Origin of the sequence: Phytohabitans sp. LJ34 (assembly GCF_052068095.1) — a bacterium.
GTDB lineage: Bacteria > Actinomycetota > Actinomycetes > Mycobacteriales > Micromonosporaceae > Phytohabitans.
Map to the genome: position 1 here is coordinate 287517 of NZ_JBQHDG010000004.1, position 17606 is coordinate 305122.

Sequence of the window (17606 nt, forward strand, 5' to 3'; positions counted from 1 at the left end):
AGCATGAGTGAACGGCGTACGGTCCTGCGCGCGGCGGCGCTGGGCGGTGTCGGGTTAGGACTGTCCGCGGCGACCCCGGCAGCGGCCGCCACCGGACGGGGTCCGCGGATCGCGATCCTGCTCTACGACGGCCTCACCGCGCTCGACGCCGTCGGCCCATACGAGGTGCTCTCCCGGGTACCGGACGCGTCCGTGTTCACCGTGGCCAAACGGGCCGGGCAGCTACGCACCGACACCGGCGTGCTCGGACTGGTCGCGGACCGCTCCCTGCGCCAGGTAGGGCACGCCGACGTCCTGCTGATCCCCGGCGCCGGAAACCGGGGTGTCATCGCCGCCATGGACGACGCCGAGACCCTCGACTGGGTACGGCGGATCCACCGGCGCACCACCTGGACCACCTCGGTGTGCACCGGAGCCCTGATCCTGGGCGCCGCCGGCCTGCTCACCGGCGTACCCGCCACCACCTACTGGGCCTCCCGCACGTACCTGCGCGACACCTTCGGAGCCGTCCTCACCGAAGGCCGCTTCGTCGAGTCCGGGAAAATCATCACCGCGGCCGGAGTGTCCGCCGGCATCGACATGGCCCTGCACCTGGCCGCGAAACTGGCCGGCGATCGGGTGGCCCAGGCACTACAACTGGCGGTCGAGTACGACCCCGCGCCACCCTTCGACACCGGCAGCCCCGACAAGGCTGGACCGGAACTCCAGGCGCTCGCCCTACAACTTCTCGAGGCGGCCGCGAGGTGAGCTCGGCTCGCGATCGTGGCCGCCCACAGTGGACAGATGACGCGGCGGTTGGCGGCGGGAGAGGCACGTCGGTGTCCTTCACCGTGCCGTAGGTCGGTTCACGCTGCACGCCCCGGTCGGTGCGGGCGCCGGTACACACTTGTCGGTGTACGCAGATTTGGTGGCCGGATGCCGGCGGGAAGCCATAGCCCAGGCACGGGTACGGTCGCCGTGCCTACCGGCCGTGCCGGGAGCCGACCACGGTAGTCGTACGTGGGCCCGTCCATCCAGGACTGTCGTTGGTCCACGGCCTGCCTCCTCCGGCGCCGGTTTGTTGGGCCGCCCGCTGGCGCTCTGCTTTCCGACCCGACGTAGGCAATCCTCTTACCTCGCCGCCGTGATCGGAAGCTACGCCCACCGAAAGGGCACGCACCGTCGGCTTTCTGTCCTACGTCGGCGTGGCCTCCGTCGCCGCTTTCCTGGTACCGCCGCGCGCGATGACTTTCTCATCCCAAGGGCGTTGGGAGCTGCTGCGGTCAGCTGTGAGGTGGGCGAAAGTGGACGACGCGTCGCGCGATCTCCGCGTCCAGTGGGCTCATGTCGTGGCTCAGGAGCTCCGATGGAGGCCACCACCTGAAGGCCAGAGCCTCCTCGTTCACGGTCAGCCGGGGCATGAGCTCAAGGTGAACCTGGTAGACAGCGAGGAGTTCCCGGCGCTTCGGCCTCGCCAGAACGAACTCGGCCACGCCGGCGAAGGTAAGGCTCGGCAGGTCGATGCCGGTCTCCTCGCGCAGTTCCCGTACGGCGGTCTGGCGTGCCGTCTCACCTGGCTCACGCCGTCCGCCCGGCAGCTCCCACTGCTTTCGCCAGCTATCGAAGATCATTAGGACGGCATTCGCGTAAGTGGCAACCACCAACGACGCTGGCATGGGCACCTGCCCCAGGTCCTTCTCCGCGAGGAACCGGAAGTCGACCAAGGTGTTGCCCACACGATCACGAATCGGAAGCACAGCCATCCCGACACACGTCCGGAGATCTTTGGAGCGGCTGATCGCGGTGCGGTCAGGCCGCGCCGGTGACCAGCGGGTCGTGAACCCGGCCGATAAACAGCGGTACGCCGGTGAACCGGTCGTGGATGACATACAGGAACGGTCGGTCGACGAAGAACTGCGGGCCCTGCGGGATCGACGGCGGTCGGACGATGACGGCCGACGCGGCTGCCGCCTCGGTGCCCTTCTCGTCCACCGCGATGAACGTCTCGTGCACAACGTCGTCGATGCACAAGGCCGGATCGGTGCTCATGCCGGTGAAGTCGGCCCGTGACGTGAAGGCCGTAGGCATGCCGAGGCTGGCCAGCGCGGCACCCAGCTCGGCCGGGAGGCGGAACGTCCACCGTGGCAGGCGCAGCTGGACGTCGGTCACCTGGAACCCGGTCAGCAGCGCGCCCAGCCACGTGGCGTCGAGACTCGCCTCGACCGCGGCGAGATTGTCCCGGGTCGGCATGACGATGGCCATGGCCAGCCCGTCGCCCGCGTACGGCACGTCGACCGCGCGCCAGCCGTCCCCCTCGAGGTAGCCCATCCTGTCGAAGGGCCCGCGCATGATCGGGACGTCGACGACGCTGCCGTCATCCCGGGTGAACGCCCCGACCGCCGTGGCCGTCGCCTTGAATGGGTACTTCCAGGCCGCGACGAGGTAGATCGTGTTGGTCAGTATCAGGCTGGTGTCGGGGCTCAGGACGCCGGCCTGCAACAGCTCCGGGATCTTCGCGTTGGTCCGGTCGGACACCCAGGTGTTGATCTCGTGGCGGGCCACCTCCGGCGCGCCGCGGAAGTCGACCGGGCGCGGCGCGGCACCGTAGTAGCCGGCCAGGGTGTCCCGGAACCCGGCGCGCAGGCCCAGATCGAGCCGTGTCCACAGAGCGTTGGCCGTGGTCAGCCGCGGCTGCTTGATCCCGTCGCCGTCCTGGTATCGGCCGGCGAGCACCTGATCGACGGTGTTCAACCCGCTGTCGAGCGCACCCGGCCGCGGATACGGCGCGTGGAGCACGGCATCCATCTCGTCCGCCGTCGTCGAGCCGGCGCCCGCCCGGGTCATCGCGAGCGCGAGTCCCACCGAGTACGGCGCGCACACCACGTTGCCGCCCGCACGGGTGGACGCCAGCTTGCGGTAGAGGTCGGCCGTGAAGCCGCGTACCGCGGTCGCGGCCGCCTGCGTCGTGGCCGGATCGGGCGGAACGCGTAGCGGGTCCGTCGCCGTGGACGATCCGCCGATCCGGCGGGGATGACCTGGGGCGGCGGTAAGGGCAGCGGCCGCGAGCGGGAGCGCCCCGAGAACCGATCGACGCGAGACCATGCCGCGACGGTAGAACAGTCCTATGGGGACACGCCAGGCTCAGGTCCCAAATGCATCGAAGTTAACGAATGTTCTCTACGTGCACGCAGTCCCCGGCGGGCCACCCGATCCCGCCAATATTTCGGCTCACTCGACCTGCGTCTGACCCACTCGCTGCTCACGCCGAAGACTTCGCCCAGCTCGTGGAACGGGAGTACGCCATCGCAGCTGGGAAGATGCAGGGCCAACGTTCTGGCATGTATCTCGCGGTTGGTTGCGATCCCTTGTGCGGTAGCGGACCGACGCCGCCGGTAGCCACCGGAGAGGCGGACGGTCGATGGTGGATCGAGGGGGTCTCGTGCGGATTTCAGGTAGAGCAGGCCGGTGGGCGCTGGTTACAGCGTTGGTCGTTGGGCTGCTCGCAGTCGCTCCGGCAGCACCAGCGGTCGCAGCGCCGTACTTCGAGGTACGTGCGCAGCACAGCGACAAATGTCTGGACGTGGACAACGGCTACACGTACAACGGCGCCAACGTCAAGCAGTGGGACTGCGTCGGGGTTCCGCAGCAGCGCTGGATGCTGGCCTACATGGGTGGCGGCTTCTACGAGCTGCGCGCTCAGCACAGCGGCAAGTGTCTGGACGTGGACAACGCCTACACGTACAACGGCGCCAACGTCAAGCAGTGGGACTGCGTCGGGGTTCCGCAGCAGCGCTGGGCGCTGGAGGCTGTGGGGGGTGGCTTCTACCAGCTGCGCGCTCAGCACAGCGGCAAGTGTCTGGACGTGGACAACGCCTACACGCACAACGGCGCCAACGTCAAGCAATGGACATGTGACGGAGTTCCGCAGCAGCACTGGCGGCTGATCTGAGCTGCGGCTGATATCGGCGGTGGGCGGTCGCGTTTCACGGATCGCCCGCCGCCGCGCCGATTGCCTCAACCGGCGCCAAGGCAGATGAACCCAGTAGCGAGGTTGGCGGCCGCGAGGGCGTCCGCGGGCGTTTGTCCCGTTGCCGCTCGCTGGTGGTAGCGCACCATCACTTCCATCGCCGTGTGGTCGGCGACCCGGGCGACGCTGGCCACCACGGTCGCGGTCCCCGCGGCGAGCAGGGCTGTCGCCAGGCCGAGTGGCTCGTCGCCGGGTCTGAGTTCGGCTAAGCCCAGATCGCAGGAGGACAGGACGACGGTGTCTGGGGTAGCGAAGCCGTCGTGGAGGTCGTAGCCGAACAGTGGCCCCCCGGCGAGGTCGAGGCTGGAGAAGAGGGCGTTTTCGGGGTGATGGTGGCCGTGAGCTGTCAGGTGCGCGAGCGAGGCGTGGCCGAGGCCGGCCATGGTGGCGGCCGGCGTGCCTGAGTCTCCTTTGAGGACGGTCGCATCGGGATACAGTGCGGCGATTGCGTCTACCTCTGCTTCGCCACGGTCGTTGCCGGGGCCGGCCACGAGCAGCACCCGGGCGTCGCGCTGGATGCGACGTCGGCGTTGCCGGGCCGTATGCCAGGCGGTGGCCGATGCTGCGACGGTGACTGGCCGGCCGGTCCCGGCTGGCAGAGCCGACCAGGCGGCCGTCGCAAGCGCCCCAGTCGGTACCACGACAAGTGCCCGGTCTGCGATGTGGGGCAGGAGCGGGTCGAGGATCGCGGCGCTGAGGCGGGCGGCGTCGTAGCGAGTGGCGGTGGCCAGTGCCGTGGCCATGCGTGCTGGTAGGGCGCGTCCGGCTTGGGCGTCGAGGTCTGCCCGGAGCCGCGCGACCGTCTCCGCCACCGCGTTGTAGCTGCCGAGGTTGATCACCGTGGCCGTGCCGGTGGTGAGAACGAGGGCGCGCAGTGCCTGGCCGTCTTGCAGGTAGATCACCAGCGCCACGTCGCTGAGCTGATCTTTGAGTTCGCCAAGCGAGGCTAGTGCCGGCCCGGCGCCGGACCGGGTTCCGGGGGCTAACCAGCTCCGTTCCCGGATCGTCCGTTGTAGAGCGTCAATCCGTGTCCGTAGGCCGCTGGTCGGCCGGCCGGCCAGTTCAGTGTCCCGCAGTGTGTACCGGAGCTGGCGAAGTTCTTCCAGGGCGGCCGCGGCCATAGGGTCGGCGGGCGGCCGCACCGGTGGCAGCAACAGTGCCTGCGCCCTCGCCCGCTCGGACCATCGGTAGATCGCCGGCACCGACCCTTGCGCCAGTGCCTGGGCCAGGCCGGCCCGTGCGAGGTCGCGACCGTGTACGGAGGCTCCGGTTTGCAAATCGAAGGAGCCGAACTGGGTGCGGTGCCGGTGCACGGCGGTCAGCCCGGCACGCAGCTGCCTGCTCGCCTCGCCGGGGCGCCCGGCGGCCTGGGCCAGCTCGGCCAGCGCGAGGCGCCGCACGAGGCGGGTGTCGAGACGTTCGGCCCGACCCGGCCTTCCGAGTCGCTGGGCCAGCCGCGCGCCACGAGCCGGCTGCCTCGCCGCGACAAGAGCGCGCACGGCGACGAGGTCTGCGACGCGGGCGTCCTCCACCAACCCGAGCGGCCGGAGCCGGCGCGCCAGCCGTTGCGCCCGTGCGGCCAGCGCGGCGTGCCCGACGGCGCTGTTTGTCGTGGCCGCCTCGGCCCGAAGCCGCAGCAACGAGAGCAGGCCGGCCCGGCGCGCGTTGGCCCGGCTCAGAAACAGCGCACGGGCCCGTTCGGCCAACGCCGCCGCCTCCACGGGCCGATCGGCCAGCAGCGCGGCTTCGGCGCGCGCGTGCATCGCATCGGCATAGGTATGGCTGAGCCGCTGGCGCGCGGCGGCCTCGATCGCCCAGGCCAGCTCCCCGTCGGCCTCGCGGAACAGCCCTGCTGCCACGAGCGCACGGGCGTTTTCGACGGCCAGGATCGGCAGCCGGCCGGGCGCGATCGTCTCGTAGTCGGCGCGGCACTCGGCGAAGCGGCGCAGTGCCGAGAGCAGGTCTCCGGCCGCGATGTCGATGCAACCGAGGTTGACCCGGCTCATCGTCAGGTGTAAGGCGAGCCCATGGCGGGCCGCGATCTGCCCGCAGCGGCGCAGGTCGGCCCGGGCCTGCGTCACCCGGCCGGCCTCGAGGTGTACGAGGCTGCGGTTGTTGAGCACTTTGACCAGGTCGAGCGGGTGGTCGCGCTCGCGCAGCAGCGCCACCGCATCGTCGTAGTGGCGCAGGGCCAGGTCGTTGCGGCCGCGCCGTTTCAGCAGAAGCGCCCGCTGGGCCAGCAGGATCGGTCGTTGGGACCGGACCATCACCACCTCAGCCTCGTCGAGCAGCCGCAGTCCGAGCTCGACCCGCCCTCGCTCGGACTCGGCCCAGGCAAGGCTCAACAGCAGCCGGGCCCGGATCTCGTCCGCGGTACCGCCGTCGCCGCCGGCGAGCAGGGCGAGGCCGGTGCGAAGCTGGCGGATCGCGGTGGCCGGCCGCCCGTGGTCGCTCGACGTCATGGCGGCGGCATGCAGCCGACGTGCCTTCTCGATCCGCTGTGCCGTCGCCGATACGTGACTGGCGAGCGCCATCAGCTCACAGGGCCAGCGATGGCGTGACGACGCGCGGAACCGTGTCATCCGGCGGATGGACCAGCAACTGCGCTAACCCTCGCGCCACCTCGTCGAAGACAAACCGGCCGACCTCGTCGGCCTGCGCCGTCTGGGCCGGGGCAGGCTCGGGGAGGCGCAACTCGACCCGCAAGGGCGCGGCTGGCGCCAGCCAACCCTCCAGCCGGACCGACCCGTCCAGCCGCCCGACGATGGTGATCATGACGGTGCGACTGTCCGCTTCGAATGTAATTGTCCGGGTCCGTTCCGAGGCCCGGGCGCCGGAGCCGACCGGCACCTCCTCGACGAGTCGGGCAACCTCGAACTCCCAGACCGACTCGGACACGTCTGGATCCGGCCGCGAAAGGGCGAACCGTACGCGTGCGTCGAGGTCGGCGGGCGGTGGGTCGAGCTTGCCGTGTACGGCCGCGATGTGGTCCAGAATGGACAAGTCGACCTCGTCTAGCGGGGCGGCTGGATCGGTCATCGTTCTCTCCACAGAGGATCGGCCAGCAGAAGCTCTCGCAGCTTGGCCAGGCAACGGCCCCGGGTCGGGCCGATGCTTCCCCGTGGCATCGCCAACGCTTCGGCCACCGCGTCGTAGTTGGGCCGCTCGACGTGGGCGACGATGCGCAGAAGCTCACGGCAGCGGGGGGTTAGCTGCTGCAAGTGTCGCCATAGGCTCCGGTCACGCTCGTCGGACAGCAGCCGCTCGTCCAGCGGGAGCTGCGGGTCGGGCACCTCGTCGAGAACCGTATGCGGGTCGGCCATCTCGCGTCGTGCCCGGCCCCGCACGTGCCACGCCTCCCGTCGGGCCGCTGTGACCAGCCAGGCCGCAAGTGCCTGCGGCGACCGGATCTCGTCCATCCGGCGCAGAAACTCCATCCACGTCGTCTGCACGACGTCGGCCGCCTCTTCGACGCCGAGCCCCTGATCTCGGACCACACGCCACAACAACGGATTGAGCACCATCACGATGTCGTTGAGCGCTGTCTGATCCCCCACGCGGGCGCGATCCAGGCAGGCGGCAAGCCATGCGGTGCGGTCGGCCCGGTTCACCGTGGACATGGGCCAAATGGTACGGGCCGCTGGTGGCCTACACGACGGTTTCCACCTGCGCGGCGAATTCGCCGGCGACGATGGCGGCGGCGAAGGAGGTGCCGCTCCATTTCCCGTAGCCTTCCCCGGTCGATTTGCCCTGTGTTTCCTCCTTGGAGCCCGGCGTCAGGGGGATGGTGCTGACGATGTCGCCGGCGAGTCGCCAGTCGGTGACCCACCCTCCCCGGCTGCTGTAATCCTCCGGGAAGGTGGCCGATAGGCCCGCGCCGACGCTCACGACCATGCCGGTGGAGTGCCCGGCCACCCGCGCGTAGCTGGCCGGGAAGACCGGCTCATCGGTGCCGCCGTTACCAGCCGAGATCACCATCCGGACACCACGTCGGACCAAGTTGTCGATACCTTCCCTGGTCTGTTCGGCCTCGGCGGTCGTATCGTCCCCATCTTCGATCCGGCGGCCGAAGGCCAGCAGCGCGACGTCAACTGTCCCCGGATACTTGACCAGCCATTCTAGGGCGGCTACCACGTTTTTCTCGTCGACCTTGCCCTGATCGTCCATCACCTTCATCGACAACACCTGGGCATCGGGCGCGACCCGACGGATGATGCCGGCGATAAAGGTGGCGTGGCCCAGGTGGCTCCCGAAGTTCTCCTGATCGCCTACCTTGGCCAACTTTGGCATGGCGTTCGGGCGCGCCTCCTCCCACCCGGGAGCGTCGAGGACGAAGTCTTCCCCGCCCCGCTCAAGCAGCCAGGGATGCTCACGTACGCCGCTGTCCAGCAGGGCGACCACCGCTCGCCGGCGCGCCGGGCGCCGAGCGGGCGGGTCTCCCAACTCGGCACGATCGACTGGCATCCATGCGGCGTCGCAGCGTCCGTGCCCGCTCTTCTCGCCATACAGCTGGTAGATACCGGGGCGCGCCTCGCCATTGGTGGCGACCTCGTAGCCGCTCTTGCGGTGGGCGTCGTTCATCGTCAACTCCAGCGATTTGTGAACACGGTGTTGAAATCCAAGGGGACGTGGGAGGTCGCCCGGATACGTCCACCATCAGAGCACTCCGCCGCCGTGTCGATCCCCGGATCGGGTGTATCTGGCCACGCGCTTGCTCCCCTGACTTGTTACCAACCACCAGGAGTACCGAAGCAACCGTGCCAGCCTCCGGGACTGCTTTTCTGGGCCGCCGGCCGACGCTCAACTATCCGCGTCATAGCCACGCTCACCGAGGTAGCCGTGTTCCGGCAGAAGGAGTCTTGACCAATGGCGGGTCACGGGCTATTCCGACTGAAAGGGAGAGAGGATGAGAAAACGTTTCAGGAGGGTCGCACCTCTCAGCTTGGCCGCGGCTCTGGCGATCACCCTCTCGGCAGCGATCACACCGACACCGGCGTACGCGGCTGACACGCTCAGACAGGAGATCGCGATGGTCGGCAACGGCCTTCGGGCCGACGTCATGTGGGCGTCCGTCGACCCCTACACAGGCGTTTTCCTGTGGCCGAACAACACCAGCGCCTCGCAGGAGTTCGACCTGCTGGACAGCGGGAACGGTTTCTTCCGCATCAGGGCGCGGCATTCGAACCAATGCCTCATGCTCGACTGGCGGTCGGGGTCCTACGTCAACGGCACGCCGATCATCCAGTACCCGTATTGCGATGCCGGCTACGCGCCGGCGGAGTGGTACATCCGGTGGGTGGAGATCCCCGCGCACGGCGTCTGGGCTGCCGAGTGGAAAAGGACCATCGTAAACCGCCAAACCGGAAGGTGTCTGGAAGCGCCTTCCTCCTCCGGCCAGCCAGGCCAGCAAGCACGGCTGCAACAATGGGATTGCGTCACGTCCGGCGTCCAATGGAACTCCTACAACCAGATGTGGTACATCCAGTCACCTCCGGGCCCGATCCACTGAGCCCGGATCCGTATTGGACGGACCGCTCGGCTGGGCCACCTTCCACACGGCGCGTCGTATCGGTAGATCCCGGCTACAGGTCCGCGCGCCGTGGGGTGTCGGCGCCGGCGCGGGTGCAGGTGACGGACGCGACGTTGATGGCCTGGTCGATCACCGCGACGAGTTGTTCGCGGTCGAGGTCGCGGTTCGTCGCCGGCGTGCCGTGTCCGGTTGAGCGCAGTGCGGACAGCAGGCCCGCGGTGAAGGCGTCGCCGGCGCCGACGGTGTCCACGACGTCGATCGTCGGCGCGGTGCGGCGTACTTCCAGGTCGGCGTGCACGGCGTAGGCGCCCTCGCCGCCGAGGGTGACTACGACGAGGCTTGGGCCGAGGGTGGCCCAGTGGCGGGCGACGGCCGTCACCGGCTGGTCCGGGTAGAGGGTCTGGATGTCCTCGCTGCTGGCCTTGACCACGTGCGCGGTGGAGACCAGCCGGGTGGTCCGAAGCCGGGCCTCGGCCAGGTCACCCACCACAGTCGGGCGGATGTTCGGATCGAGGCTGAGCAGGATTTCTCCCTCCCCGCGCAGGCGGGTCAGCAGGTTGCTCACCGCGTCGGCGCCCGGCGGCCGGTAGCACGCGAGCGATCCGGTGTGCAGGATCGTGGTGCCGGCCGGCACGGCGAGCTCGGCCGGACGCCATTGCCAGTCGACTGTGCCGTCGAGGTAGAAGTCGTATCCGGCCACGCCGTCGCTGTCGAGGGTGACCACGGCCAGGGACGCCGGCTCGGGTTGGTCGGCCGGGCCGGTGACGGTGACTCCGTTGCGGTGGGCGTGCGCGTGCAGCAGTTGTCCGAACGCGGATCCGGACGTCCGCGCCAGCAGCGCGGTCGGCTCGCCGAGGCGGGCGTGGGCGACTGCCACGTTGAGTGGGCTGCCGCCGGGGTGGGCGCGATAGCCGCCGTCCGGGTCGGTGGGCAGCAGGTCGACGACGGCTTCGCCGAGGACGGTCAGCACGCTGCCACCGTGGTGGTGTCGGCCGTCAGGGTGCCGCCGGCCAGCCAAACCGGCATGGGGTCGCTGAGTCCACCGACGAACCGGCCGTCGGCGTCGGTGTTGTGGAAGGTGAGCAGCTGCCACCGCTCGGCCGGGTCCTTGACGAGGCGGCCGGCGTACAGGCTTTCGTCGGTGACCGGTCGGGCTTTGGCTGTGTCGAACGGGCCGAGGAGGCTGTCGCCGGTGACGGCCCAGACGCCGCCGGTCTCGCCGTCTTCGCGGCGGGCGGCGGAAAGCTCGGGTCGCAGGCAGGAGAACAGCAGCACCGGCTGGCCGTCGACGACCTCGACCTGCGGCACCTCCAGCTGGCCGAACCCGCTGCCGGGCTCGGTCAGCGGCGGCTGTGCTTCCCAGTGCAGCAGGTCCGCGGAGCGGGCGTGGCCGATGACGCCGCGGTCGTCGGCGGGGCCGTGGTTGGCCCGTGCGGTGACGAGCATGTGCCAGCCGTCGCCGTCGGGGTCGGCGAACACCCATGGGTCCCGCCATGCCTCGTTCGGCCAGGACGACTCGCCCAGCCGTTCGTACCAGCGCGGGTCGGCCTGGAGAACGGGTCCGCCCGGGTGTCGAGTCCACGTGGTCAGGTCGGCGGAGGTGGCCAGTCCGATGCGTTGCACAAGGCCGTCGTGGGGGCTGCCGACGCCGGTGTAGAACATGCGCCACAGCCCGTCCGGGCCGCGGATTGCCGACCCGGTCCAGGTGGCGATGTCGTCGAAGGCTGGCCGGTCGTCGTGGACCAGCGCGTCGTCGACCTGGGTCCACCGGCGCAGGTCGGTCGAGACGGCGTGGCCGATGCTGGCCCGGTAGTGCCGGCGGTCTGGGTCGCGCAGCGCCCGGGATGCCTGGAGGAAGAACAGGTGGTAGCTGCCGCCCTCGCGGGCCAGCCAGAAGTCCCACGACCAGGCGTTAGCGGGTTTGAACACAGAGAAGTCCTTTGGGTGCAGGGTGAACGCCGGTGCCGCGTCGTGCGCGGTACCGGGGTGACGGGGTACGCGTGCGGGTCAGGCGGTGGCGGGTGCCGCCACGGAGTCCCGCCGGACGATCGGACATTCCATGGTCGTTTGGGAGGACCGGCGGCGCCGGCGACGGGCCGGCTGTGTCTCGTCCAACATGTCGATCATGGTGTTGACCGCCCAGGCGCCCATCTCGTAGTGCGGCAGGGCGACGGTGGTCAGCCCTGGGTACAGGCCGTCGGCGATGAGTTCCTGGTTGTCGAAGCCGACCACTGACACGTCGTCGGGTATCCGCAGCCCCAGCTCGTGCGCGGCCCGGTAGGCACCCATGGCCATGCGGTCGTTGAAGCAGAACAGGCCGGTCGGCCGGTCTGGGCGGCGCAGCAGCTCCAACGCGGCGCGGTAGCCGCCGGGGGTGTCGGACTCCTCGACCACCACCAGTTCGGGCGTGAACGGGATGCCCGCGTCGGCGAGTGCCTGCCGGTAGCCGACGAGCCGGCCGTGGGTGGCCGGGATGTCGTCGATGTTGGTGGTGAACCCGATCCGGCGATGCCCGGCCGCGACAAGCTCCCGTACGGCCGCACGGCCGCCGCCGACCTCGTCCGGCACCACCGACGGGTATCGCGGGTCGGTGCAGCTGGCGTCCAGCAGCACGACCGGGACGCCGGTCAGCCGGTCCGGGACGGTGACCTGCCGGTGGTACATGGTCGCGTAGAGCACGCCGTCGACCTGGTGCTGGAGCAAGGCGTTGATCTCCCGGTCCTCCAGGTCGGGGTCGCCGCCGCTGTTGAGCAGCATGACGACCCAGCCCTTCGCCGAGGCCGCCTCCTGCGCGCCGAGGATGATGCGTCCCGCGTGCGGGGTGGTGGCGATCTGGTCCGACAGCAGGGCGAGGATCTGGGTGCGCTGGAGCCGCAGGCCTTGGGCGAGCTTGTTCGGGGCGTAGCCGAGCCGTGCGGCGACCGTGGACACGCGTTCGCGGGTCTCTTCGCTGACGCGTGCTCCGGTGGTGTTGTTGAGCACGTGCGAGACCGTCGTCACCGACACGCCCGCCGCGCTGGCTACATCCCGGATGCTTATGTTCCGTCCCATCGCCCAACCTATGCCGTTTTGATGTCCACCCGGGTGCCGCCGCGGCTGGCCGTGCCGGCACCACGCTAATCCAGCCGCTACTCATCCCACAGCCCGTGCTCCGGCCAGCGGCGCGGCAGCCGCTGCTCGACCGGCGGCAGCCGCGGTGTGGGCCGGTGCGGCAGGTGCTGGTACCAGAAGGCGACGCTCGAATAGTCGTTGCCCTGGTCGTTGGCGTGCCCGTGCTCGATGGTGACCCGGATCGAGGTGCTGAACCGCACCGGGTCTTCGATGTGGAACCGGTACATGCTCCACAGTCCGAAGTGTTCCTGCACGCTGCTGGCCAGCGTGATGCCGTGGTACGGGCCGGCGTACGCGCCGCTGGGAAAGCCCCAGGCCGCGCCGAAGTAGTCCTCGGTGCCGGTGCCGTGCAGCGACGGCGGCCACTGTTCACCGTCGATGAAGATCATGTCGTCGCCTTCGCCGGGCCAGGTGAAGACCTGGTTGGAGGCGTCGAAGTTGTCGATGCTCAGCACGCAGCCGACGTAGTGGCCGGTGCCTTCGGCGTCGAGGATGACGTAGTTGTCGGCGCCGGTGAGGTTGGTGCCGGGCAGGTCCCACGGTGCCGGCTTCTCCTCGGTGGCCGGGTGGACCACCTTCTGGGTCGGCTTCTCCTGGTGGTAGAGCGCGTGGAAGCGGCCGATGTCGTCGGGTACCGGCTCGTCGGTGAGGTCGTAGTCGACGTAGTAGAACAGGTTCTCGATCGGCTGGTCGCTCTCGTTGCGCAGGACGATCCGGGCCGCGGAGCCGAACGGCATCGGGAAGTAGCAGTTCATCGCCGCCGCGAACGGCCCCTTCGGCCCGCGCCGGGCGCCGAAGACCATGCTCAGCGGCAGCGACACGTAGTGGGTGCAGGTGGCGTGCCCGACGCCGAAGAAGTCACCGAGCGGGCTGCGCACGCTCGGGGTGTCCTCGCCGTCCCAGTACATCTCCAGCACCAGCTTGCGCAGGTACTGCGGGGAGTAGCAGCGCGTGGTGAGCCAGATGTGGGTAATGATGCCCGCGCCGGTCAGGTCGGCCAGCACGTGCGTGCCGCCGGCCGGGACGACCACGAAGTCGTGGTTGCCGCCGGTGCGGTCCCAACTCGACTCGCGCCGGGACCGGGCGGACTTGATTTTCGGAAGTCCGCCGAGCGGGCTGCTGGCTTGCCAGAACGTCACAGTGGTTTGCCTTTCGTGCTGTGCGGCGGGTCAGCCTTTGACCGCGCCGAGGCTGAGGCCGGCCACGATGCGCCGCTGAAGCAGCAGCGTGAGCACCACGGCGGGCAGGGAGTACAGGGCTGCGAGGGCGGTCATCGGACCCCAGTCGAGCCCGAACTGGCTTTGCAGGTTCGCGATGGCCAGCGGCGTGGTCTGCGCCTTGACCGAGGTCAGCAGCAGCGCGAACAGGAACTCGTTCCACGAGGCGAGGAACGCGAAGATCGCCGTCACCGCGGTGCCGCCGCCCACGACGGGCAGGATGACCGAGACCAGCGCTCGCGGTCGGGAGCAGCCGTCGACCAGGGCGGCTTCTTCGATCTCCCGGGGCACCGACTCGAAGAAGCTGGCCAGCAGCCAGATCGACAGCGGCAGCGCGACGGTGGTCTGGGCCAGCGCGAGCCCGGTGGGCGTGTCGGTCAGGTGGACCGCGCTGAAGATGCCGACCAGCGGCACGCCGATCGCGACCGCCGGGGTCATCCGGACCAGCAGCGAGCCGGCCAGCATGATCCGCCCCGCTCGGGTGCGATATCGGGTGATGCCCCAGGCCGCCGGGATGGCCAGCGCCAGCGAGATGACCGTGGCAAGCGTCGCGGTGGTCACGCTGTTGACGAACGAGGCGCGCACGCCTTCGCGGTTGAGGGCGGTGACGTAGTTGTCCAATGTGAACCGCTGCGGCAGGACCGTCGGCGGCACCGCGATCGCGTCGCTGGCCGGCTTGAACGAGGTCAGCAGCAGGTAGACGAACGGGAACGCGTAGGCCACGACGACCGCGGCGGCCAGCAGCCACAGCGCCGCGCGGCGGATCCGGCGGGCACGGTCACGACGGCTCATCACGACCCCCGGCCGGGACGCCAGATGGTCATCACCGCGATCAGCGCGACCACCATCATCACCGTCATGAACACGGTGCTGATCGCGGCGGCCGAGCCAGGGTCGCTGTAGGTGACCATCGTCTTGTAGATGTGCAGGCTGAGCGTCTCCGACGCGGACTGCGGCCCGCCGCCGGTCTGGATCAGGATCACGTCGAACGCGCGGGCGGCGTCGACCCCGCGGATGATCAAAGCCACCGCGATCACCGGCCGCAGCAACGGCAGCAGGATCGAGCCCAGCAGCCGCAGCCCTCGAGCGCCGTCCAGGCGCGCCGACTCCATCAGCTCCGGCGGGATGGACTGCAACCCGGCGAAAAGCATCAGCGTCATGAACGAGGTGGTCAGCCACACGTCCGGGATGGCGACCGAGAACAGCACGAGGTCCGGGTCGCTGAGCCAGGCGATGTCTCCCGTGCTGTCGATCGCGCCGACCCGGGCCAGCAGTTCGTTGACGATGCCGAAGTTGTCGATCAGCATGAACCGCCACAGCAGGCCGGCCACCAGCGGCGCGATCATCAGCGGATAGAGAAAGACCGTCCGCAGTATCTGCGACCGGGGGCCGAGCGCGTAGAACAGCAACGCCATCGCCAGGCCCAGCACCAACTCGGCGAACACGACCACGACCGTGTACACCAGGGTCCGCCAGGACGCCGCGCGCACGGCCGGGTCGCTGAACATCTCGCGATAGTTGGCCAACCCGGCGAACCGGCGGCCACCAATGTCGAATGTGGAGCCGCTGTACAGGCTGTCGACGACCAGCTTCACCAGCGGCCAGGCGACCAGGGCGAGCAGTACCAGCGCCGCCGGAGCGATCAGCAGCAGCGCGTAGCTGTTGTCGCTGAGGCTCCGGCGGCGTCGCCGGTGCGTGCTGGCGGCCGCACCGCGCAACGCGGGGCGCTGCGCGGTGGCCAGCGGCGTACGGGTCACTTGATGATGCCTTCGATCTGCGTACGGGTCGCCGCCAGCAGTGCGGCGTAGTCAGCGCCCGGTGCGACGGCCTTCTGCAACATGGGGATCAGCGCGCTGTCCACGATCTGCTGCCACTTCGGGTGTGCCGGCCTCGACGTGGTCGCCGGTGCGTCCAAAGTGGTCAGCAGCGGGCTGAACGCTTCGAATCCCTTCTTGTCGGCGTACTGCTGGTATGCCGACTTGCGCGCGGCCAGGCCGAGCGTGGTCTCCAGACTCAGCGCGTTGTTGTCGTAGCAGAACTGGATGAACTGCTTGGCCAGGTCCTGCTTCGTCGACGACTGCGGGACCGACAGGTACCACGGGCCCGGAATGCCGGCGACGCCGGCCGAGCCACCGATCATCGGCGCCACGCCGACCTTGCCGGCGACCGCGGCGTCGGCCGGGATCTGCCGGTACGCGTGCGCCCAGAACCGGGTCATCGCCGTGCTGCCCTGGTTGAAAAGGGTTTGCGCGGCGTTCCAGTCGGTCTGCGCCGCCCCGGCCGGGCTCACCTTGTACTTGTTTTGCAGGTCCGCGTAGAACGTCAGGGCCGCCAGGTGTTGCGGATTGTCCACGTTTACCGCGCCGCCGTCGTCCAGGATCACGCCGGGCGAGCCGGCCTGAAGCACGTGCGCCAGCCATTCGGTCTCGACCTTGCCCTTGACGTCCGTGCCGTACAGCTTCTGCGCCGGGCGGGTGAAGAACTGCGCGACGTCGGTGAACTGCTGCCAGGTGGTCGGCGGCGCCAGCTCGTAGCCGTACTTGGCCTGGAACGCCGTCTTCTCCTTGGCGTCCTCGAACAGGTCCGTGCGGTACAGCAACACCTCGGCGTTCGTCCACACCGGCATGCCGACGACGTGACCACCGACCTTCGGCTCCTTCACCAGTGCCGGGAACAGGTCGGCCTGCACCGCCGAGGTGAACAGGTCGTCGATCGGGGCCAGTTTGCCGGCGAACAACGGAAGCCAGACCGCGTCCACGGCGCACAGGTCAAAGCTCGCGTTGCCGCCACCCAGCTCGCTGGTCAACCGGTTGAACAAGCCTTCGTACGGCAGCTCGATCAAGGTGACGGTGGCGCCGGTCTCCCGCTGGAACTTGTCCACGATCGGCTGCAACTCGATCTTGCCGCCGCCCTCGCACACCAGCGACAGCGTCTTCGCACCACCCGAGCCAGAGCCGCTGTCGCCGCCGGCGCCACAGGCGTTCGCGAGCAGGGCCACACCCGCACCCGCGGAGAGGCCGAGCAGTCGCCGCCGAGTCAGGCTGGACGCACCGCCGCCGGCCGCCGGCCAGTCACCGCGGGCCGCGGAGCCGGCACCGCCACGTGCAGAAAACACGATCTCGCTCCTTCAATCGCGCCAACGACCGTCGAGCGCCGGGACGCGCGGGACGGCACGACCGCGCCGCCCGCGCCGACAGCTCGGCGTGCAGCGCTATATCGCCCATGACCAGCGAAGATCCCGCCGCCGGCCACGTGCCAAAACGTTTCGCCAAATGGTTTTGGCAACGATAGATCGCGGCTCGTGTAGCCGTCAAGTGTCGGCTGTGTTGCGGCGGCCATCAGCCATCGCCTGCCCGCGAGGCGGATGGTTGACGCTGCCGCCGTCACGGTGCTAGGAACGTCGCTGACACGAGCTCGCTCCTCTTGGCGTGGCGTCGCCGGCCCGCCCGAGGACGCGTCGGTCTGCCCCGGCCGTGTCGTTTCCGGCTCCCACACCAATCGCCGCTACCCACTTTCGAGGAGTGGCTCATGCCTGCCTACGTCAATCCAGTCGGCCGGCGCTCGGTGCTCAAAGCGCTGGCCGCCGCACCGGTCCTGGCAAGTCCACTGACCGCCGGCTCAACCGGCCGCGGCGAGCCCACCGGTCAACCGCACAGCCGCACGCCGCGCCGACCGTCCGGCGCGCCGGTCCTGGCGCACGAGACCCTCATCGGCGTCCTGTGACGCCGCAATCGCCTGCCCT

Annotated in this window: 17 protein-coding genes; 4 read left to right on the forward strand and 13 right to left on the reverse strand. The window is 69.5% G+C overall.

Features of this window, described 5'->3' with window-relative positions; genetic code table 11:
• Positions 1-3 precede the first annotated feature (3 nt).
• Positions 4-747 carry a DJ-1/PfpI family protein gene (locus ACTMTJ_RS09080; protein WP_441215685.1) on the forward strand — a complete coding sequence of 248 codons (744 nt, stop codon included), beginning with the start codon at positions 4-6 and terminating at the stop codon, positions 745-747.
• 515 nt (positions 748-1262) lie between these two features.
• Here the strand turns inward: ACTMTJ_RS09080 and ACTMTJ_RS09085 are convergent.
• Both ACTMTJ_RS09085 and ACTMTJ_RS09090 read right to left on the reverse strand, forming a co-directional pair.
• Positions 1263-1742 carry an NUDIX hydrolase gene (locus tag ACTMTJ_RS09085; RefSeq protein ID WP_441215686.1) on the reverse strand — a complete coding sequence of 160 codons (480 nt, stop codon included), beginning with the start codon at positions 1740-1742 and terminating at the stop codon, positions 1263-1265.
• 46 nt (positions 1743-1788) lie between these two features.
• On the reverse strand, positions 1789-3081 hold the full coding sequence (locus ACTMTJ_RS09090) for a serpin family protein (RefSeq protein WP_441215687.1): 1293 nt from the start codon (positions 3079-3081) through the stop codon (positions 1789-1791).
• Between the two features lie 316 nt (positions 3082-3397).
• Between ACTMTJ_RS09090 and ACTMTJ_RS09095 the strand changes: the two genes are divergently transcribed.
• On the forward strand, positions 3398-3928 hold the full coding sequence (locus ACTMTJ_RS09095) for an RICIN domain-containing protein (protein WP_441215688.1): 531 nt from the start codon (positions 3398-3400) through the stop codon (positions 3926-3928).
• 65 nt (positions 3929-3993) lie between these two features.
• Here the strand turns inward: ACTMTJ_RS09095 and ACTMTJ_RS09100 are convergent, their stop codons facing one another.
• From ACTMTJ_RS09100 to ACTMTJ_RS09115, 4 genes are all read right to left on the reverse strand, one after another.
• Positions 3994-6468: a CHAT domain-containing protein gene (locus tag ACTMTJ_RS09100; protein ID WP_441215689.1), complete on the reverse strand. Its 2475-nt coding sequence runs from the start codon at positions 6466-6468 to the stop codon at positions 3994-3996.
• A gap of 76 nt (positions 6469-6544) precedes the next feature.
• Positions 6545-7045 carry a hypothetical protein gene (locus ACTMTJ_RS09105; protein WP_441215690.1) on the reverse strand — a complete coding sequence of 167 codons (501 nt, stop codon included), beginning with the start codon at positions 7043-7045 and terminating at the stop codon, positions 6545-6547.
• Positions 7042-7626, reverse strand: a complete 585-nt coding sequence (locus ACTMTJ_RS09110; protein ID WP_441215691.1) for an RNA polymerase sigma factor — start codon at positions 7624-7626, stop codon at positions 7042-7044. The genes ACTMTJ_RS09105 and ACTMTJ_RS09110 overlap by 4 nt, the downstream gene beginning before the upstream one ends.
• 28 nt (positions 7627-7654) lie before the next feature.
• The gene (locus ACTMTJ_RS09115) at positions 7655-8587 is read right to left on the reverse strand and encodes a S8 family peptidase (protein WP_441215692.1); all 933 of its coding nucleotides are present in this window, start codon (positions 8585-8587) and stop codon (positions 7655-7657) included.
• Between the two features lie 325 nt (positions 8588-8912).
• Between ACTMTJ_RS09115 and ACTMTJ_RS09120 the strand changes: the two genes are divergently transcribed.
• Complete coding sequence (locus ACTMTJ_RS09120) at positions 8913-9515, forward strand: RICIN domain-containing protein (protein WP_441215693.1); 603 nt, start codon at positions 8913-8915, stop codon at positions 9513-9515.
• Positions 9516-9588: 73 nt separating this feature from the next.
• Here ACTMTJ_RS09120 and ACTMTJ_RS09125 read toward each other — a convergent pair whose 3' ends face one another.
• The 7 genes from ACTMTJ_RS09125 to ACTMTJ_RS09155 all read right to left on the reverse strand — a co-directional run bounded on the left by ACTMTJ_RS09125 (position 9589) and on the right by ACTMTJ_RS09155 (position 16979).
• On the reverse strand, positions 9589-10506 hold the full coding sequence (locus tag ACTMTJ_RS09125) for a carbohydrate kinase family protein (RefSeq protein WP_441215694.1): 918 nt from the start codon (positions 10504-10506) through the stop codon (positions 9589-9591).
• Complete coding sequence (locus ACTMTJ_RS09130; protein ID WP_441215695.1) at positions 10500-11465, reverse strand: glycosyl hydrolase family 32; 966 nt, start codon at positions 11463-11465, stop codon at positions 10500-10502. The genes ACTMTJ_RS09125 and ACTMTJ_RS09130 overlap by 7 nt, the downstream gene beginning before the upstream one ends.
• A 78-nt stretch (positions 11466-11543) precedes the next feature.
• Positions 11544-12587, reverse strand: a complete 1044-nt coding sequence (locus ACTMTJ_RS09135) for a LacI family DNA-binding transcriptional regulator (protein WP_441215696.1) — start codon at positions 12585-12587, stop codon at positions 11544-11546.
• Positions 12588-12664: 77 nt separating this feature from the next.
• The gene (locus ACTMTJ_RS09140) at positions 12665-13786 is read right to left on the reverse strand and encodes a glycoside hydrolase family 172 protein (RefSeq protein WP_441215697.1); all 1122 of its coding nucleotides are present in this window, start codon (positions 13784-13786) and stop codon (positions 12665-12667) included.
• A gap of 30 nt (positions 13787-13816) precedes the next feature.
• Positions 13817-14656 carry a carbohydrate ABC transporter permease gene (locus ACTMTJ_RS09145; RefSeq protein ID WP_441215698.1) on the reverse strand — a complete coding sequence of 280 codons (840 nt, stop codon included), beginning with the start codon at positions 14654-14656 and terminating at the stop codon, positions 13817-13819.
• Positions 14656-15621: a carbohydrate ABC transporter permease gene (locus ACTMTJ_RS09150; protein WP_441215699.1), complete on the reverse strand. Its 966-nt coding sequence runs from the start codon at positions 15619-15621 to the stop codon at positions 14656-14658. The genes ACTMTJ_RS09145 and ACTMTJ_RS09150 overlap by 1 nt, the downstream gene beginning before the upstream one ends.
• Positions 15618-16979: an ABC transporter substrate-binding protein gene (locus tag ACTMTJ_RS09155; RefSeq protein ID WP_441215700.1), complete on the reverse strand. Its 1362-nt coding sequence runs from the start codon at positions 16977-16979 to the stop codon at positions 15618-15620. Before ACTMTJ_RS09155 ends, ACTMTJ_RS09150 begins: the two co-directional genes overlap by 4 nt.
• A gap of 413 nt (positions 16980-17392) precedes the next feature.
• Here ACTMTJ_RS09155 and ACTMTJ_RS09160 point away from each other — a divergent pair, with 413 nt between their 5' ends.
• Complete coding sequence (locus ACTMTJ_RS09160) at positions 17393-17587, forward strand: hypothetical protein (RefSeq protein WP_441215701.1); 195 nt, start codon at positions 17393-17395, stop codon at positions 17585-17587.
• Positions 17588-17606: the final 19 nt, after the last annotated feature.

What these genes read in the sequence shown, in the direction of transcription:
- ACTMTJ_RS09080 (WP_441215685.1), top strand. Translation starts at nt 4, where the DNA reads ATGAGTGAACGGCGTACGGTCCTGCGCGCGGCGGCGCTGGGCGGTGTC.
- ACTMTJ_RS09085 (WP_441215686.1), bottom strand. Translation starts at nt 1,742, where the DNA reads ATGGCTGTGCTTCCGATTCGTGATCGTGTGGGCAACACCTTGGTCGAC.
- ACTMTJ_RS09090 (WP_441215687.1), bottom strand. Translation starts at nt 3,081, where the DNA reads ATGGTCTCGCGTCGATCGGTTCTCGGGGCGCTCCCGCTCGCGGCCGCT.
- ACTMTJ_RS09095 (WP_441215688.1), top strand. Translation starts at nt 3,398, where the DNA reads ATGGTGGATCGAGGGGGTCTCGTGCGGATTTCAGGTAGAGCAGGCCGG.
- ACTMTJ_RS09100 (WP_441215689.1), bottom strand. Translation starts at nt 6,468, where the DNA reads ATGACGTCGAGCGACCACGGGCGGCCGGCCACCGCGATCCGCCAGCTT.
- ACTMTJ_RS09105 (WP_441215690.1), bottom strand. Translation starts at nt 7,045, where the DNA reads ATGACCGATCCAGCCGCCCCGCTAGACGAGGTCGACTTGTCCATTCTG.
- ACTMTJ_RS09110 (WP_441215691.1), bottom strand. Translation starts at nt 7,626, where the DNA reads ATGTCCACGGTGAACCGGGCCGACCGCACCGCATGGCTTGCCGCCTGC.
- ACTMTJ_RS09115 (WP_441215692.1), bottom strand. Translation starts at nt 8,587, where the DNA reads ATGAACGACGCCCACCGCAAGAGCGGCTACGAGGTCGCCACCAATGGC.
- ACTMTJ_RS09120 (WP_441215693.1), top strand. Translation starts at nt 8,913, where the DNA reads ATGAGAAAACGTTTCAGGAGGGTCGCACCTCTCAGCTTGGCCGCGGCT.
- ACTMTJ_RS09135 (WP_441215696.1), bottom strand. Translation starts at nt 12,587, where the DNA reads ATGGGACGGAACATAAGCATCCGGGATGTAGCCAGCGCGGCGGGCGTG.
- ACTMTJ_RS09145 (WP_441215698.1), bottom strand. Translation starts at nt 14,656, where the DNA reads ATGAGCCGTCGTGACCGTGCCCGCCGGATCCGCCGCGCGGCGCTGTGG.
- ACTMTJ_RS09160 (WP_441215701.1), top strand. Translation starts at nt 17,393, where the DNA reads ATGCCTGCCTACGTCAATCCAGTCGGCCGGCGCTCGGTGCTCAAAGCG.